Source organism: Bifidobacterium aerophilum, from assembly GCF_010667685.1.
GTDB classification, from domain to species: Bacteria; Actinomycetota; Actinomycetes; order Actinomycetales; family Bifidobacteriaceae; genus Bifidobacterium; species Bifidobacterium aerophilum.
The window spans coordinates 1-16,993 of the sequence record NZ_WHZW01000012.1 but is presented as its reverse complement, the minus strand read 5'-3'; the positions used below and the strand labels follow the sequence as shown (position 1 = coordinate 16,993).

General features: G+C 64.8%; 14 protein-coding genes. 8 read left to right on the top strand and 6 right to left on the bottom strand.

From position 1 onward, the window contains the following. Window positions 1-20: 20 nt before the first annotated feature. The 5 genes from GFD25_RS06600 to GFD25_RS06580 all read left to right on the top strand — a co-directional run bounded on the left by GFD25_RS06600 (window position 21) and on the right by GFD25_RS06580 (window position 4,958). Window positions 21-1,418, top strand: coding sequence for an amidohydrolase family protein (locus GFD25_RS06600; protein ID WP_163231166.1), 1,398 nt, complete (start codon window positions 21-23; stop codon window positions 1,416-1,418). Window positions 1,419-1,549: 131 nt separating this feature from the next. Next, a complete protein-coding gene (locus tag GFD25_RS06595; protein ID WP_163231164.1) occupies window positions 1,550-2,131 on the top strand; it encodes a cupin domain-containing protein in 582 nt (193 codons plus the stop codon). Window positions 2,132-2,372: 241 nt separating this feature from the next. Further along, window positions 2,373-3,242 (top strand): ABC transporter substrate-binding protein, encoded by an 870-nt coding sequence (locus GFD25_RS06590; RefSeq protein WP_163231162.1) that lies wholly within the window; start codon window positions 2,373-2,375, stop codon window positions 3,240-3,242. A 37-nt stretch (window positions 3,243-3,279) separates the two neighbouring features. Beyond that, the gene (locus tag GFD25_RS06585; RefSeq protein ID WP_163231160.1) at window positions 3,280-4,167 is read left to right on the top strand and encodes an amino acid ABC transporter permease; all 888 of its coding nucleotides are present in this window, start codon (window positions 3,280-3,282) and stop codon (window positions 4,165-4,167) included. Next, entirely contained in the window at window positions 4,164-4,958 is a 795-nt protein-coding gene (locus GFD25_RS06580) for an amino acid ABC transporter ATP-binding protein (protein ID WP_239512450.1), read from the top strand. Before GFD25_RS06585 ends, GFD25_RS06580 begins: the two co-directional genes overlap by 4 nt. A gap of 246 nt (window positions 4,959-5,204) precedes the next feature. Here the strand turns inward: GFD25_RS06580 and ribF are convergent, their stop codons facing one another. The 5 genes from ribF to nusA form a co-directional block, all read right to left on the bottom strand. Further along, entirely contained in the window at window positions 5,205-6,419 is a 1,215-nt protein-coding gene (gene ribF, locus GFD25_RS06575) for a bifunctional riboflavin kinase/FMN adenylyltransferase (RefSeq protein ID WP_163231158.1), read from the bottom strand. 196 nt (window positions 6,420-6,615) lie between these two features. Further along, the gene (gene truB, locus GFD25_RS06570; RefSeq protein WP_204314807.1) at window positions 6,616-7,764 is read right to left on the bottom strand and encodes a tRNA pseudouridine(55) synthase TruB; all 1,149 of its coding nucleotides are present in this window, start codon (window positions 7,762-7,764) and stop codon (window positions 6,616-6,618) included. 5 nt (window positions 7,765-7,769) lie between these two features. Continuing rightward, the gene (rbfA, locus tag GFD25_RS06565; RefSeq protein WP_163231156.1) at window positions 7,770-8,306 is read right to left on the bottom strand and encodes a 30S ribosome-binding factor RbfA; all 537 of its coding nucleotides are present in this window, start codon (window positions 8,304-8,306) and stop codon (window positions 7,770-7,772) included. 151 nt (window positions 8,307-8,457) lie between these two features. Further along, complete coding sequence (gene infB, locus GFD25_RS06560; protein WP_163231154.1) at window positions 8,458-11,364, bottom strand: translation initiation factor IF-2; 2,907 nt, start codon at window positions 11,362-11,364, stop codon at window positions 8,458-8,460. A 293-nt stretch (window positions 11,365-11,657) separates the two neighbouring features. After that, window positions 11,658-12,686, bottom strand: a complete 1,029-nt coding sequence (gene nusA / locus GFD25_RS06555; RefSeq protein ID WP_163231152.1) for a transcription termination factor NusA — start codon at window positions 12,684-12,686, stop codon at window positions 11,658-11,660. A gap of 77 nt (window positions 12,687-12,763) precedes the next feature. On the opposite strand from nusA, the gene GFD25_RS06550 reads away from it, so the two are divergent. Together GFD25_RS06550 and GFD25_RS06545 are read left to right on the top strand one after the other, a co-directional pair. Then, window positions 12,764-13,831 carry a hypothetical protein gene (locus GFD25_RS06550; RefSeq protein ID WP_163231150.1) on the top strand — a complete coding sequence of 356 codons (1,068 nt, stop codon included), beginning with the start codon at window positions 12,764-12,766 and terminating at the stop codon, window positions 13,829-13,831. A gap of 653 nt (window positions 13,832-14,484) precedes the next feature. Continuing rightward, the gene (locus GFD25_RS06545; protein ID WP_163231148.1) at window positions 14,485-15,093 is read left to right on the top strand and encodes a hypothetical protein; all 609 of its coding nucleotides are present in this window, start codon (window positions 14,485-14,487) and stop codon (window positions 15,091-15,093) included. 156 nt (window positions 15,094-15,249) lie between these two features. On the opposite strand, the gene GFD25_RS06540 is transcribed toward GFD25_RS06545, so the two are convergent. Beyond that, entirely contained in the window at window positions 15,250-16,299 is a 1,050-nt protein-coding gene (locus GFD25_RS06540; RefSeq protein WP_163231146.1) for a helix-turn-helix transcriptional regulator, read from the bottom strand. 260 nt (window positions 16,300-16,559) lie between these two features. Here GFD25_RS06540 and GFD25_RS06535 point away from each other — a divergent pair, with 260 nt between their 5' ends. After that, window positions 16,560-16,967 carry a hypothetical protein gene (locus GFD25_RS06535; protein WP_163231144.1) on the top strand — a complete coding sequence of 136 codons (408 nt, stop codon included), beginning with the start codon at window positions 16,560-16,562 and terminating at the stop codon, window positions 16,965-16,967. Window positions 16,968-16,993 lie beyond the last annotated feature (26 nt).

Sequence of the window (16,993 nt, the reverse complement as noted above, 5' to 3'; positions counted from 1 at the left end):
CCAACCGGTATAAATGAACCATGACCAACACCGACGATTTCGACCCGTTGTATGCGGCCGCGCATCCGGCCCCGCTCAATGAGGTGACGCTGTACAGCGCGCCGCTGATCATCCCCGTCACCGGACCGGTGATCATGGACGGCGCCATCGCCGTGGCCGGCAGTCGTGTGGTGCATGTCGGCACGCGACGCTGGGTGCTCGACACGCTCAAACAGGACATGGCCACGAACGCCCACATCGAGGAGCACCACTGGCATGGCATCATCACGCCGGGCCTGATCAACGCCCACACGCATCTGCAATACACGAATATGGCCGAGGTGGGACGCGGCACGTATTCGAGCTTCCGCGACTGGGAGCTCGGGTTCAACCCGGTGTATGAGCAGCTGTGCGAAACCGGCGACTGGAAGGCATCGGCCGAACAGGGCGCGCGCATGATGGTCGAGGCGGGCACCACCGCCGCGGCCGACATCGTGACCGACCCGGAGGCGGCCGGCGCGCTCGCCTCGCAGGGCATGCACGGCGTGGCCTACTGGGAGGTGATGGACTGGCATAACGACGACTGGCGCAAGGTGGGCGTGCGCGAGCTCGTGCGGCATCTGGGGCGCATGCGCGCCGAGGACCTGCCGAGCGTGGGCATCAGCCCGCACGCGCCGTACACGTTGGAAACCGCGCCGTTCGTGGACCTGCCGGACATTGCGCGCCAGCTCGACATGCGACTGCACATCCATTTGGCGGAAACGCCGATGGAGGCCGGCACCCACGGCAAGGAAGACACCCTGTCGACGTATTCGGCGGCCGCATGGCGCGATGAGGACTGGTCGAGCTACCAGCAGCTCAAGGACGCGGGGCTTGGCGCGTCCGCAATCCAGTTCCTCGACCAGCTTGGCTCGCTCGGCCCGGACGTGCACATCGCGCACGGCGTGTGGGCGGACGCCGAGGACCGCCGCATCCTGCGCCAGCGCGGCGTGGGCGTCGCGTTGTGCCCGAGATCGAACCGGATCACCGTGACCGGCCGCGACGCTCCGATCCGCGAGTATCTGGAGGAGGGCAACCTGCTGGCGGTCGGCACCGATTCGCTGTCGAGCTCGCCGAGTCTGGACGTGCTCGACGACGTGGCGATGCTGTACGATCTGGCCCGCGAGCAGGGCTATGCCGGCGACGATCTGACGCACCGGCTGATCCGCATGATGACGCTCGGCGGCGCGCAGGAGCTCGGCATGCACGTCGGCGCCGGCCGCATCGGCCAGATCAACGCGGGCGCGATGGCCGATCTCGCGTTCTTCGATGTGCCGGTCTATGTGGCCACGCCGCGCGGCATCGAGGACACGCTCGAGGAACTGGTGCGTCACGGCGCCGGCACGAACCGCGCGACCGTCATCTCCGGCCGCGTCGTCTACAACGACGGCGCGTTCTGATTCGGCTTACGCACGTGGAATATGCCATAAGCCGATACCGCATTGCAGCGGTCCTTGACCGCGGTACCCCACCCGTCAGCTTCGCTGACACCCTCCCCTAGTACAGGGGAGGGAAGAGCAAAGGAATCATCATGAGCATCGCACTGGAAAACATGAGCGAATACGCGCGTTCCGTCGTGGAACGGCTGGGACTTGAGGCGCATCCGGAAGGCGGCTGGTACGCGCGCGACTGGCAGGCACCGGCCATCGACCCTACCTCCGGACGGCCGCTCGCATCGCTGATCTACTTCCTCCTGCCGGAAGGCGACGCCAGCGCCTGGCACAAGGTCGACGCCGACGAAATCTGGCTGTGGCACGGCCCGTCCACCGTCACGCTGGAACTCGGCGGCAGCGGCGATCAGCCGGCCGTCGATCCGGCCGAAATCCAGTCGATCGTACTCGGACAGGGCATCGCGGGTGCCGGCAAATCCGCTGGTCATGCGACGGTTGATTCGACGACCGACCCGGCCTTCGTATCAACCGACGATGCTGCCGTCGTCAATGCGGCAACGTCATCGGTCGAGACCAACGCGAACCCGGCAACCGCGACCCCGGCCGGCCATGCGATCGTCCCTGCCGGCGTATGGCAGCGCACCGTTCCCGGCCATGGCGACGCGCTCGTCTCCTGCGTCGTCTCCCCCGGCTTCACGTTCGACGGCTTCACCCTGCAATAGGCAGGCCCCTTAGATCGCGTGGCGGAAAACGCTCGGTGACGGGCACCTCACCGAGCGTTTTCCGCCACTACGAGCTTCTTCGCGGCCAATAACGCGCTATAGATGATTGCGATAGGCCGAGGCGCGCGGCGGTAACGGGCTGGCCGTAGAATTGGCGCGTTGCGCCAAAACGGCCGACGGCATGGCCCGGCCGAAAACGCGCGTTCGCAAGAACCACAGAAAGAATCCAGAGAGGAAAACCATGTTCAACAAGAACGGCATCATCCGCGCCGTCGCCGCGACCGTCAGCGTCATCGCGCTCGCGTTCTCCGCGGCTTGCGGCACGTCCGGCAACGACAACGCGAACACCAACTCCAACGCCGACAGCTCCGACATCACGCAGCAGACCGTCACCCCCGGCACGCTCACCATCGCGACCGGCGACCCGGCGTACGAGCCGTGGGTCATGAACGACAAGCCGGAATCCGGCGAGGGCTTCGAGGCCGCGCTGGCCTACGACGTGGCCGCCAAGCTCGGTTTCAAGAAGGACGACGTGAAGTGGATCCGCACCACCTTCGACTCGGCCATTGCCCCGGGCGCCAAGGACTGGGATCTCAACATCCAGCAGTTCGGCATCACCGACGAACGCAAGCAGGCCGTCGACTTCTCGTCCGGCTACTACAAGGACACGCAGTCGGTCGTCGTGAAGAAGGACGGCAAGTTCGCGTCCGCCAAGTCGCTCGCCGATCTCAAGGACGCCGTGATCGGCGTGATGGTCGGCACGCAGGCGTATCAGATCGTCAAGAGCAAGATCAAGGACGACATCCAGACCTTCAACGACGACGCCTCGCTCGCGCAGGCGCTTGAGGCCGGCCAGATCGACGCTCTGGTGACCAACACCGTCGAAAGCGTGTACATGGTGCAGTCCGAGCAGATCAAGGATGCGAAGGTGCTCGGCCGCATCGCCGGCTCCGAGGACAAGGACGGCCTGGGCATCGTGCTGCCGAAGGATTCCAAGCTCACCGCGGCCGTCACCAAGGCCGTGGACGACCTGACCGCCGACGGTACGCTCAAGCAGCTGCAGGACAAGTGGCTGGCCGAGTACACCACCGACCTGGCCGAGCTGAAGTAAGCCGAACCGGTTCGCCCACTGCAATAGAATCGCTATCATGGTCGATTCGCACATCCAGCAAGACCTCGCCGCCGACGCAACGCCGCCGGTGAGCGAGGTCGAACTTTCACGCCGTGAATACCGACGCCGGCAGCAGCTCAAGTCGGTGGTCACGAGTCTCGTCAGCACGATCGTGCTGGCTCTCATCATCGTCGTCGGACTGAAGATGTCGCCGGGCTGGCCGCGTGTTAGGCAGACGTTCTTCTCAGCCGAATACTTCGCCAAGTCGTTCCCCGAAGTGCTGGACGGCCTGTGGCTCAACCTCAAGGTCCTGGTCGTCGCCGTGATCGGCGTCGCGATCTTCGCCACGCTGATCGCGCTCGTGCGCACCAGCAAAAGCCCGGTCATGTTCCCGCTGCGCGCGCTGGCGGCGATCTACACGACCGTCATGCGCGGCATCCCGATGATCGTCATCCTGTATCTGATCGGCTTCGGCATCCCCGGCCTGCAGCTGACCAAGCAGCGCATCGACCCGTCGCTGCTCGGCACCATCGCCGTGATCATGGGCTACAGCGCATACGTTGCCGAAGTGCTGCGCGCCGGCTTCAACGACGTGCACCCCTCGCAGCGCGCATCCGCGCGTTCGCTGGGCCTGACGGCCGGCCAGACGACATGGCTGGTGGTCGTGCCGCAGGCGTTGCGCAAGGTCGCACCCGCGCTGATGAACGATTTCATCTCGATGCAGAAGGACGTCGGCCTCATCTCCGTGCTGGGCGCGGTGGACGCGGTGCGCGCGGCGCAGATCGAAGTGGCAAGCTCGTACAACTTCACGCCGTACGTGGTGGCGAGCCTATTGTTCATCCTGATGAGCGTGCCGTTCATCCTGCTCAACGACTGGTATTCGGAACGGCTGCGCAAACGTGAGCAGAGCGGAGGCACGGTATGAGCGAGCATACGATCGCCGACATCAGCGGCGCCGGCGACGGGCTGGTCACGACCACGCCCACGCCGGTGCTGCGGCTGGACAACATCCGCAAGTCGTTCGGATCCACTCAGGTGTTGCGCGGCATTTCGTTCGACATCAAGCCGCATGAGGTGGTGGCCCTGCTCGGCCCGTCCGGCTCCGGCAAGTCCACGCTGATGAAGTGCGTGAACCTGCTCGAGCAGGTCGACGACGGCCAGATCTGGCTGGGCGACACCGACATCACCGATCCGCGGGCGAACCAGGACAAGATCCGTGCTCGCGTGGGCGTCGTGTTCCAGCAGTTCAACCTGTTCCCGCACATGACGGTGCTCAGGAACGTCACGCTGGCCGCGATCAAGGTGCATCACTGGAACCGCGATCGCGCCGAGACGCGTGCGCTGGAGCTGCTCGACCGCATCGGCATGCGCGCAAAGGCGAACTCGTATCCCGACCAGCTGTCAGGCGGTCAGCAGCAGCGCGTGGCGATCGCGCGTGCGCTGATGACCGATCCGGAACTGCTGCTGCTCGACGAGATCACGTCGGCGCTCGACCCAATGCTGGTGGGCGAGGTGCTGAGCATGGTCGCCGAGCTCAAATCGCAGGGCACGACGATTCTGATGGCCACGCACGAAATGAGCTTCGCGCATGACGCCGCGGACCGTATCGTGCTGCTGCGTCGCGGCGTGATCGCCGAGAACGGCACGCCACAGCAGGTGATGGACGAGTCCGAGGATCCGGAGACGCGCGAGTTCTTCGCGCATTTCCGGCACTGAATGACCGGGAGCTGCCTTTGCGCGGGTCCGCGCGGGGTTGTTTCCCGATCTCATACGCATTGTGCCCCGCTGGGATGCTTCCCAGCGGGGCACATTCATGATGACTTCGCCGGTCTGCCCCGCAAAGCTCCGTCCCAGCGGGGCAGTTCCTTGGTCTCACACGCATTCCGCCCCGCTGAGGACCATCCCAGCGGGGCGGAATCATGATGACTTCGGCGCGACGACGCGCCATCGCGCCGTCACCGGTCACGCGGTCAGACGCTTGGTCTCCTCGACGTTGCGGCCGAGTTCGGCCACAAGCGCGTCGGCCGAATCGAACTTGACTTGCGGACGCAGGAATCCGGTGAATTCGACGCGCACGCGATGCCCATAGAGTTCCAGCCAATCGCCGGTGATGGCATAGGCCTCGACCACGCGCTCGTGCAGACCGGTCTTCTCGCTGAACGTCGGCTTCGTGCCGATCGAGATCGCGGCCGGCCAACGCCACGGGGAACCGTCGGCAATGCGAGCCTTGTCATCGGAGGCGACGCGGTCAGTCAGCGCATCATCGTTGCCGTCCGCACTATCGGCCGGCCCCATGTCGACCAGCCAACCCGCGTACACGCCGTCCACCGGCAGGTATCCCGTCACCGTGGCCTCGTCGAGGTTCGCGGTCGGGAATCCGATCGTGCGGCCGCGTTCCTCGCCGTGCACCACCGTGCCCTCGATGGCGTGGCGGTGTCCGAGAATCTCGTTCGCGTCCACGATGCGGCCCTGACCGAGCAGGTAGCGCACGTTCGTGGAGCTCCAGGTGCGGTGCAACCTGGCCTGATGCTTCTTGCTCCACGCGCGCAGCTCGGCCTTGGTCATCGCCGCGAACGGATCGGCCGGTTCGCCCCATTCGGACGGCATCTGCGGCTTTGCGTCGGCGGGAATGCGCACATGGCCCGGCCCGCGATCGTCCACCACGTCGAGTTCGAACACTCCGGTGGCGGCCGACAGCGTGGCGATCGCCTTCACGTCGCCGGCGCGGTCCTTGCCCATTGCCGCATCCTGGCCGAGCACCAGCGTGCGCATGCCGAGCTTGCCGACCATCTGACCGAGGAAGAAGCGGTACGACTTCGCCGCGAAGGCGAGCGTGTACCGTACGACGAGCACCTGATCGACACCGAGATCCCGCATCATGCGCAGGCGTTCGTCCACACCGGTGAGCGCCTGCACGTCGCGCACGTCGTCGCCCGGTTCCGCGCCGTCGTGAGCGGCGGCATAGCCGTGCACGAGGCCCGGCCGCGGATCGAACAGCACGACGACGGAGAACGCATCATACTGTTTCGCGAGTTCTACGACACGTCCGATCACCGCCTGATGGCCGCGATGCATGCCGTCGAACACGCCGACCGTCACCACGGACTTGCGGTCGTTGCTCAGGGTGGGCCAGTCAACCAGTCCGGTCGGATCGGGTGTGAGTCGGGTGATGTTCATGATGTTCCTCTTGTTCGGCGTTCGGTTCGTATGCTTCGTATGAATTCGTATGATTCGGGGGCGTTGCGTTCCTATGACAGTGTACTCGACCTCATTCTGGTGTGCCCAGAGCGGCCTAGAGGGATGTCATCCTGCGCGCAAGCCAACGCGTTCCCGACTGTCGGCGTTGGTCTGCGCGGAAGGATCAGCCGGAAGATCAGCCGGCGGCGAACACGACGACGGGCTTGGCCTCACCACGCTTGGCACGCTCGATGATGGCGGCCACGTCGCCGGACCGATCGTCGCCGGACGGATCGGGCACATACGCGGCGGTCGGTCCATGGACGTCATAGGGGATGCGGCGGCCAAATCGCAGGTTCGCGGCGTCCTCTCCGGTGATTTCCACCGTCGGCATGGTCATCTTCACGGCCTCGACCATGGTCAGCGCATGCGATGCCAGCAGCTCGTCTCCGGTCTGGTCGAGCACGGCGCGGTTGCGGGTGACGGTTTCGCCCGCACGGTTCGTGAACGTGCGCGATTCGACATGGGCGGTGGCGACGCGACCGGAGAACTCCGGCGAGGCGAGGTCGAACCGGCCGACGCGCGTGCGGCGCAGACGGGTCAGGTAGCCGCCGCAGCCGAGCAGCACGCCAAGGTCGCGCGCCAGCGCACGGATATACGTGCCGGCCGAGCAGCTGACGCGCACGTCGAGGTCGATCACCGGGACCATGCCGTGCTGCCGTGACGGTTCGTCGGTACCGCCGCCGGCGACGTCATCGAATACGGTCACGCCGGCGTCATCGGCGTCGTCGGGGCCGATCAGCGGTCCGTCGGTGCGCGTCGCATCGGTGACTCCGGCACGCATGCCGAGCACGTCGAACGCGTGGATGGTGACCGGCCGGGCCTTGAGCTCGACGTCCTTGCCGTCACGGGCGAGGTCATAGGCGCGCTGGCCGTTGATCTTGATCGCGGAGAACGTGTTCGGCACCTGTTCGATCGGACCGGTGAGACGCTCGGCGATCGTACGTTCGATGAGGTCACGGTCGATGCCGTCGAGCGATGCGGGCATAGCCTCGGCCGGTTCGAGCAGCGTACCGTCGGCGTCGTCGCTGTCCGTGGACCGGCCGAGCCGAATCGTCGCCTCGTACGTCTTGTCATGGTCGACGATGACGTTGAGCAGCCGCGTGGCGTTGCCGAATCCGATGACGAGCACGCCGGTGGCCATCGGGTCGAGCGTGCCCGCATGGCCTACCTTTTTGGTGTGCAACGCGCCGCGCACGGCCGCGACCAGATCGTGGCTGGTCACGCCCTGCGGCTTGTCGATGACGAGCAGCCCGGACGGCTGGGATGGTCGCGAATCAGCCAAGTCGCTCAGGCCTCTTCGACCTCAACGGCGTCATCGGACGAATCATCGCCGTCGAAATCGTCGTCTTCGTAACCGTCCTCATCGTCCCCGAAGTCGTCATCGTCGCGCTCCTCGGGATGCTTGTACGGATCGGCGTCGCCGGCGTACTGCGCGGTCTCGCGCGCGCGGGCCAGTTCCTCGTCGCGTTTGCGGGCGACGGCGAGGATGTCCTCGATCTCGGTGGCCTCGCCGGGCACCTCGTCGAAGATGAACTGCAGCTGCGGGGTCAGGCGCAGGCCGGCCTTGGTGCCGACGAGCGAGCGCAGACGGCCCTTGGCCTGTTCGAGCGCCTGCTTGGCGCGCTTGCGTTCGCCGTCCTCGTGACCTTCGTGACCGAGCTGCGTCCAGTAGATCTTGGCGATCTGCAGGTCGTTGGTGACGCGCACTTCGGTGATGGTCACGTTCGCGAGGCGCTTGTCGTGCAGCTGCGCCTCCATGTTGGACGCGATGACGCGCTGGATGAGCGCGGCGATACGGGCCGCGCGCGGGTTGGTTCCGGGCATGGTGTTCCTTTTCTCGTGTTCCGTATCCCCCCTTCCAGAGGGAGATGCCGTCGTAGACGACTGAGGGGGCTCACCAGCGTATATGCCGTGTGGACCCCCCTCAGTCTGCTTCGCAGCCGGCTCCCCCTATCAGGGGGAGCCAAGAGAGACGCTACTTGCGTTCGATCTCGCGCATCTCGAAGGTCTCGATGATGTCGCCGACCTCGATGTCGTTGAAGGTGCCGAGGTTGATACCGGCCTCGTAGCCTTCCGCGACCGACTGCACGTCGTCCTTGAAACGACGCAGCGAGGAGATCTCCAGATCGTTGACCGTGGCGACGCCGTTGCGCAGGATACGGCACTTCGTACCGCGCTTGACCTCACCGTCCTGCACCATGACGCCGGCGATGTTGCCGAACTTGGAGGAGCGGAAGATCTCGCGGATCTCGGAGTGGGATGTGACGACCTCCTCGTATTCCGGCTTGAGCATGCCCTTGAGCGCGGCCTCGATGTCCTCGATCGCCTTGTAGATGACCGAGTAGTACTTGATCTCCACGCCCTCGCGCTCGGCGAGGTCCGCGACCTGACGGTTCGGACGCACGTTGAAGCCGATGATGACGGCCTTGTCGACCGTGGCGAGGTTGACGTCGTTCTGCGTGATCGCGCCGACGCCGCGGTGGATGACCTGGATGCCGACCTCGTCGGACACCTCGATCTTCATCAGGGAATCTTCCAGCGCCTCGACGGAACCGGAGGAATCGCCCTTGATGACGATGTTGAGCATGTCGACCTCGGACTTGGCGAACTGCTCCTTGAGGGACTCGAGCGAGACGACCTTGCGGCGCTTGGCGAGCTGCGCGGCGCGTTCGGTGGCCTGGCGCTTCTCGGCGATCTGACGCGCGGTGCGGTCATCCGGGGCGACGAGGAACAGGTCGCCTGCGGTCGGCACGGAGGTCAGGCCCAGGACCTGCACCGGCGTGGACGGACCGGCTTCCTTCATGTGGTTGCCGTTCTCGTCGAGCATCGCGCGGACGCGGCCGTATGAGGTGCCTGCCACGATCGCGTCGCCGATGTGCAGGGTGCCCTGCTGGACGAGCACGGTCGCCACGGCGCCGCGGCCCTTGTCGAGTCGCGCTTCGATGGTGGCGCCGCGGGCGTCCATATCCGGGTTCGCACGCAGGTCGAGATCTGCGTCGGCGGTGAGCAGGACGGCTTCGAGGAGCTTGTCCACGTTGATGTTCTGCTTCGCGGAGATGTCGACGAACATGGTGTCGCCGCCGTACTCCTCGGCCACCAGACCGAACTCGGTGAGCTGGCCGCGCACCTTGTCCGGGTTCGCGCCCGGCTTGTCGATCTTGTTGACGGCCACGACGATCGGCACGTGGGCCGCCTGCGCGTGGTTGATGGCCTCGACGGTCTGCGGCATGACGCCGTCATCCGCGGCCACGACGATGATCGCGACGTCGGTGATCTCGGCACCGCGGGCACGCATGGCGGTGAACGCCTCGTGGCCCGGGGTATCGAGGAACGTGATCTTGCGCTTCTCGCCGTCGAGGTCGACGGTCACCTGGTACGCACCGATACGCTGCGTGATGCCGCCGGCCTCGCGTGCGACGACGTTGGTCTGACGGATGGTGTCGAGCAGCTTGGTCTTACCGTGATCGACATGGCCCATGACGGTGACGACCGGCGGACGCGGCTTGAGGTTCTCGTCCTCCTGCAGCTCCTCCTCGTCCAGATCGATGTCGAACTGCTGGAGCAGCTCCTTGTCTTCCTCTTCGGCGGACACGATCTTGATGTTCCAGCCGATTTCCTCGCCGAGGATCTGGAAGGTGGACTCGTCGAGCGACTGCGTGGCCGTGGCCATCTCGCCGAGATGGAACAGCACGGTGACGAGGGCCGCCGGATTGACGTTGATCTTCTCGGCCAGATCGGCGAGGGACGCGCCCTGACGCAGGCGGACGGTCTGTCCGTTGCCGGTCGGGATGCGCACGCCGCCGATGACCGGAGCCTTCAGCTCCTGGAACTCCTGACGCTTCGCGAGACGGTTCTTACGCGCCTTCGAAGACTTGCCGCCCTGACGTCCGAACGCGCCCGCGGCACCGCCACGACCGCCGCGGCCACCGCGTGCGGGACCGTTGTTCGGAGAGCTGTTCTGCGCGCCGGCACCGAAGCGGTTGCCGCCGCCCTGACCCGGACGAGCGCCCTGGGCACCGCCCTGCCCCGGACGGTTATGGCCCCACTGGCCCGGACGCGGAGCGCCCTGCGCTCCCTGGCCCGGACGACCGCGGAAGCCACCGCGCTGACCGCCCTGACCCGGACGACCGCCGCGGCCACGACCGCCTTCGTTGTTGTTCGCGCTCGGACGCGCCATCGGATGCGGACGCGGGATATCGCCCGGCGTCGGCGTACGCATGCCCTGCTTGCGGCTGAACGGGTTGTTGCCCGGACGCGGGCCCGGAGTCGGAACGCCGTTGCCGGCCGCGGCCTGGGAACCGTTCTGGCCCGGCTGACCGGACGGACGCGGCGCGTGCGGCACCGGGGCACCCGGACGGGCACCGCCGTTGGAACGCGGCTGCTGATGGTTGCGATCGCCGCGCGGCTGACCGTTGCGGTTGTCACGACGCTCGCCGCGACGCTCGTCACGACTGTCACGACGGTTGTCACGACGGTCGTCGCGCTGCGGGTGCGGCATGTGCTGCGCGGGCTTCGGAATGCCCGGGACCGGAGCGACCGGCTTCGGGGCGACCGGGACATGCGGAGTCGGCACGGGAGCCGACTGGCCGGACGACGCGGGAGCCGCGGGCTTGGCGGCCGGCTTCGGGGCGGACGGAGCCTTGGGCGCGGCGTTGCCGGCATTGTGAGCATTATGGTTGGCGGGCTTGCGGGCAGGCTCCCCAGCCTTGCCGTTGCCCTTGGTATCCCCCTGGAACGCCGCCTTGAGGCGACGGACGACCGGCGCTTCGACGGTCGACGATGCGGATTTGACGAACTCGCCCATATCCTTCAGTTTTGCAAGGACGTCCTTGCTTTCCACGCCAAGTTCCTTGGCCAGATCATACACGCGTGCTTTCGCCACTAAATTTTCTCCTATCCGAACCGCGCGTATGAAGACGGCGGTCACTGTGTGTTTGTCGAGAGCCTACATTGAGTGTCCGTGCGACGTTTCATCATTCGACGTCTCATCGTGCGACCATGATCGTGCTTACCTCGTATTCGTCTCAAGGCATGACCGCGCGGCGCGACCATGCTCGGATTCCGAAATAAGCATACTCGTGCCATTGGATGTGCGGGCGTGGTGCAACACGCCCGAAGTTTACGTGTCCCGATCCTTCGACGAGAAGGACCGGGACACGTAAGATCCGCGTAAGATCACTGCGCGGAGTCGGCCTGCTTCTTGGCGTGCGCCTCCGCGGACTCGATGCCGATCTTCCAACCGGTCAGCTTCGCGGCGAGACGCGCGTTCTGGCCTTCCTTGCCGATCGCCAGCGACAGCTGGTCGTCGTGGATGAACGCGATCGCGGTCTTGTTCTTCTCGCTGATCACCTGAACGCCGGTGCACACGGCCGGCGACAGCGCGGACGCGACGAACTTCGCCGGGTCGGAGGACCAGTCGACGATGTCGATCTTCTCCGGGCCGAGGTTCTCCATGACGGCACGCACGCGCGCACCGCCGGGGCCGATCAGCGCGCCCTTCGGGTTGACGCCCTCGGTGTTGGCGCGCACCGCGATCTTGGTGCGGGCGCCGGCCTCACGCGCGATCGCCATGATCGACACCGCGCCGGACACGAGCTCCGGCACCTCGCGCTCGAACAGCTGGCGCACCAGCTCCGGGTGGGAGCGGGACACGATGATCTCCGGCCCCTTGATGCCGCGGGCCACGTTCACCACGTACACGCGCAGACGCTCGCCGTGACGGTAACGCTCGCCCGGCACCTGCTCGCGGCGGGGCAGGATCGCCTCGACGTCGCCGATCGCGATGTGCACGTTGCTCGGATCCTTCACATCCTGCTGCACGATGCCGGTGACGAGCTTGCCCTTCTGGCCGGAGAACGCGCCGAAGATGCGGTCGTCCTCGGCCTTGCGGAACAGCTGCGTGATGACCTGGCGCGCGGTCGCGGCGGCCAGACGGCCGAAGTCCTTGGGGGTGTCGTCGTATTCCTCGCCCAGCGTGGGAGCCGGATGCGGGTTGTCTTCGGTGGGCTCGGACGGGATCTCATCCTGCGCCCAGACGGTGAACGTGCCGGCGCGCGCATCGAGTTCGACGCGGGCGTGCTTGGCGGCGTGCGGAGTTTTCAGATAAGCGAGACGAAGCGCTTCGGACAGTGCAGCGTCCAGCGTCTCGGTGTCAATGCCTTGTCCAGCGGCAAGCTGATGGATTCCCGTCAGGTCCAGTTCCATGGGTCAAGACCTCCTATGAAGTTATTTCCGAGCGCTAGGGCCCCTATGGTCACAGTCAACTATTAGTGTAGGAAATCATGCAGACACGCCGACAGTTGTTCCCACCGCGCGAAACCGCTACCCGCGGCCGTACGGTCACTGTCCGCAAACGTCGTCTGACGGCGTGTCTTGCCGGTATCTGCACCGCGGCGCTGCTCGCATCGTTGTCCGGATGCACGACCCCACGATTCGCCGGCCGCGCCGAATCCGAACAGACGCTGAGCGACTGCGAACAGGCCTACTATCAGGCGTCCGAACAGTACGATATCGCGAGCGACGCCGCGCAGCCGACTCCGTTGCGCTACCATGCCGCCGACGTCGCGCGATCACAATGGATCGAAGTCGCCGCGACGTGCACCGACCGGTTCGACGAAGGAACGATCCGCGCCGCGCAGGCAGACCTGATCGCCACTGTCATCGCCGGTCCGTTCGGCACGACTTCGGATGACTCCAACGCGTCCGAAACAACCGGAACCGGCGACGCGGATGCCGAGAACAACGGTACGGGCGACGGTACGCTCACCGACGATTCGCCGTGGGACGAGCTAGACAGGATCGCGACCGGCATGCTTGAACCGAACGCGCTGACCGGCATGGCATTGGCCGAGGATCGCGCAGGATTCGCCGTGGAGGTCCTGACCGCGCGCGGCGCCGAAGACGCGACGCTGTCCATGGCCGATACGCACAAGGCGATCGGGGAACGGCTGATGTCGTTGGCCGAATCCGGCACGTCCGGCTCCCTTGACGACCCGCGGCGCAAGGTCTATGACGTCAGCAAGCTGATTGACGCAGCCGACGCGACCGGCACGATCACCGACCCCGCCACCGGACTTGCAGCCACCGCCTACGCCGTGACCGAGATCAACTGCGCCCGTGAGGAACTGACCGCCATCGCCGGACAGTCGGGCGACACCGGCAATGCCGCCGGCACGACGGCGGACAATACCGGAAATGACACGGCGGCCACGACGAAATCGGCTTCCGCAACCACCGCCGCCGAAACCCACACGCAATCCATGCGCGCCCTCGCCCGTCTGATCGCCGCCCACGCCGCCGCAGCGCTCTCCGCCGGCTATCCGTCCTTCGATCAAGCCCTGTTCGACTGATCAACCAGGCCACGTGACGCTCGCCGTACCCACTTACGTACCTCGTTAACCGCGTTTTATCCCGAGTGCCGCCGCGTCATTGCGCACGACATCCATCGCAGGCCGGCGAGCGCTCGCAGATCGTTTGCCGCGTCGGGTTCAAGGTTGCGGGTGCAGCACCTGGTCAGGAACGCCGCACCCTTAATGACGGGGTATAGGCAAATTGTGGGTTCTCTGGCATGTGCTCTATTTGGCGTCATTCCTATAGCGTGGTGGGTGTGCTGGTGTGCGTTGATGTGCCACGGTAGCGGATTTTGGGTGTTTTTGGGCTACCGTGGCAAGTACCGCGATGGTGGGGAAATGCCGTCATTTTGAGGAATGGCGGAATTCCGCGGTTTTGCGAAGATATGCATTGTCCCGGTTCGCGCGTTAATCGATTGCCGTCGTTACCGTGGCAAACGAGCGTGCCACGGCAACGATTTTCCGCTGATTTTTCCCTACCGTGGCACAAAAGAAGTGCAAACTGAGCGACTCGCCACGCAACACGGAGGGAACGCGGGCGCGAACCAAGGGCACACGCATTCATCAATCGCATTTCCCGGTAGATATGTACCGCCTAATCGGATGTCCGCCTATGTTGTAGACATCCGCAGCCACAGGAGGAGGGACCGGTCATGTGCACCTATCTCGAATGGACAACCGATATCAAGGTCGACTCGTATGACGTGCTCGACCATGACCATCTGGAAAGCATGGCCCGGGAGGACCGCCGTCACGCGACCGAACATCTGCAGGCCTTCATCGACGCCGTCATCGGCGCGGACACGGATATCGACCGGATCAACGGACGTACCATGATCTCCGCCTTCGAATCGGACGAACCGGAACAGACCGAACACGACTGGTGGAAGTCTTTCGTCGCGGCATCCTCCTGCGATGACGCCGAATGGCGGATGGACGACCTGCTTGCCTTGCTGGACAATCTTGCCCGCATCGGCAGGCAGGGCATCACGGGCATAAACTTCTCCGCCGGCACCTGCGCCCTGCCCGACGGAAGTCGTGTCAGGATGGCCAGATGGGAGCAGATGGTGGAACCCGTCAATGACCATCTCGCCACACTGGAGAGCGCGACCACATGCGCGACCGGTTTCCTGACCATACAATCGTCAAGCCATACGCTGCCCCTGACCGCCGGATGGATGCGGGACCTCAAGCGTGGGCTGACCGTCGCACTCGACGTGGTTCGGATCTCCCGCATGTCCCGTCACACGGCAACCGAATAGGCGGCACCCATTGCGAGCGGACCGGCCCGCTCCGGACGAGACCGGTTTGCCTCAGTCCAGAAGGTACCGTTCGGCGATATTGTGCAGATTCTCCTTGACGGGCCATCATCCATATATGTGCATACATCACGCGATCGGCCGTAAGCCGGCGATTCTCTACACGGCCCCGGCGTAAAGCCCGGCGAGATAGGCTCCCGTATCACGCAGCGACTCGCGCAGGGATTGCGGTGAGAGCACTTCGATGAGCCGGGTCGAGGCGTACTGCAGGACCCAGCACAGGACGGCGTACTCGTTGGCCATGATCCACACGTCGTACACGTCCCCGTCGAGCCGCGTGACCTTGGCGTCGTCGAACCAGTCATAAACGGGCTCCAGCGTCTTGCTGATCCTCAGGTGAATGGGCACGGCCGTCTCGCTCATCGGATACGGCCGCTCCCCCATATACCGGTCCAGGTCAAACGGGACGCCAGGATGCGGGTTGAAGCTTTCGAGCGTACGCTCGACCGAATGGTCATCCCCGTCGACCCTCAGGTCACGGATACACTCCACATGCAGGTAGGACAGGCTCTCGTACGACTGCATGTGGCAGATCAGGTAGTACTTGCCGTTCCGGTACATCAGCCGGTACGGGTCCGCACGGTATTCCCTTACGTCGCCCTTCGTGTCACGCCGCGGCACGAGCGAACCGTCCACATCGTACGTGCAGTAATGGAAGCCGATGGATCTCTCGTGGTCGATGGCGTCGTTCAACAGTTCGATGTTGTTGAGGAACTCACGGTTGTAGTTGCGCGGCGTGCGCGTTCCGCCCATGTCGTCGACATGCGCGGAACGGCCGGCGAACGAATACACCTTGGCGATCAGATCACGTAGGTAGTCGCCATCCGAACGGGAGATGCCCGCGCCATCCGCGAGCAGACGCATCTGCGCGGTACCGAACACCGGCTCGATATACCAGCCCGGCCTCGGATCGGCGCTCTCAGCATGCTCCAGATCACGACGCATGATCCGTCCGATCCGGCGCCCGAACGGCTGGATCTCCTCCAATGTATGTAGATGCCCACGCACGGTCTTCTCGGTCACCCCGAGTCGTTCGGCAATCCAGGCCGCGCTCACCCCATGCTCGCGATCCGTGTGGCCATCCAGCAATTCGAGGATGCCGACCACGATCTGCGACGTGGGAGGAGTCGGACGAGCCACCACTGCCATACGCACACCTTCCATCCCCGGCATCACGGCGACCAACCGCCAAGCCAAGACCGGTAGAAAACTACCGCTCATTTTAACCAGGCGAACCGGCCGACCCCTCGGGCGACGTCCCTTTCCCGAATATCCGCCGCCGGCCACGTCGTCCTGGTTGCGGCGACGGTGCGCCACATATCTACCGGATGAGATGCGCAGCTGAGACAATGGAAGCAAAGTACAGGGCGACAATAGGAGATGGACATCACTCAACCGAAAGGACAGGCGTGAGACTGGGAACGATCGATCTGATCAGGAAAATCGGACTGGAACCCAACGATGTGGTTCTGATACGGCATTCCACGGAAATTACAGAGAAGTACGTCAACCGGGGTTTCGTCGACCAATGCACCGCCATCATGAATCCGAAGGACCGCAAGTACTGTCAGAATCATCGCTATTGGATGGTCTTCGCGGGCGAGGGATCGATCACCAGGCTCGTTGCCCTGTATCGGATGGACGGGAGGACAACACTGGAGAAAGGCATGCTCCCCGACGACTACCCTATCGACGAATCAGAATACGGGAAGAGCGACTTCTTCATATTGGAGCGCCTCGACCTGCTCACCGAATACGAGAACAGGGACCGTGTTTGCTGTTCTGATGGAGGGGTGGGAATAGTTAGAGGCTTCTAGGCAGAATGGGTGGTGCCTAAACCTAT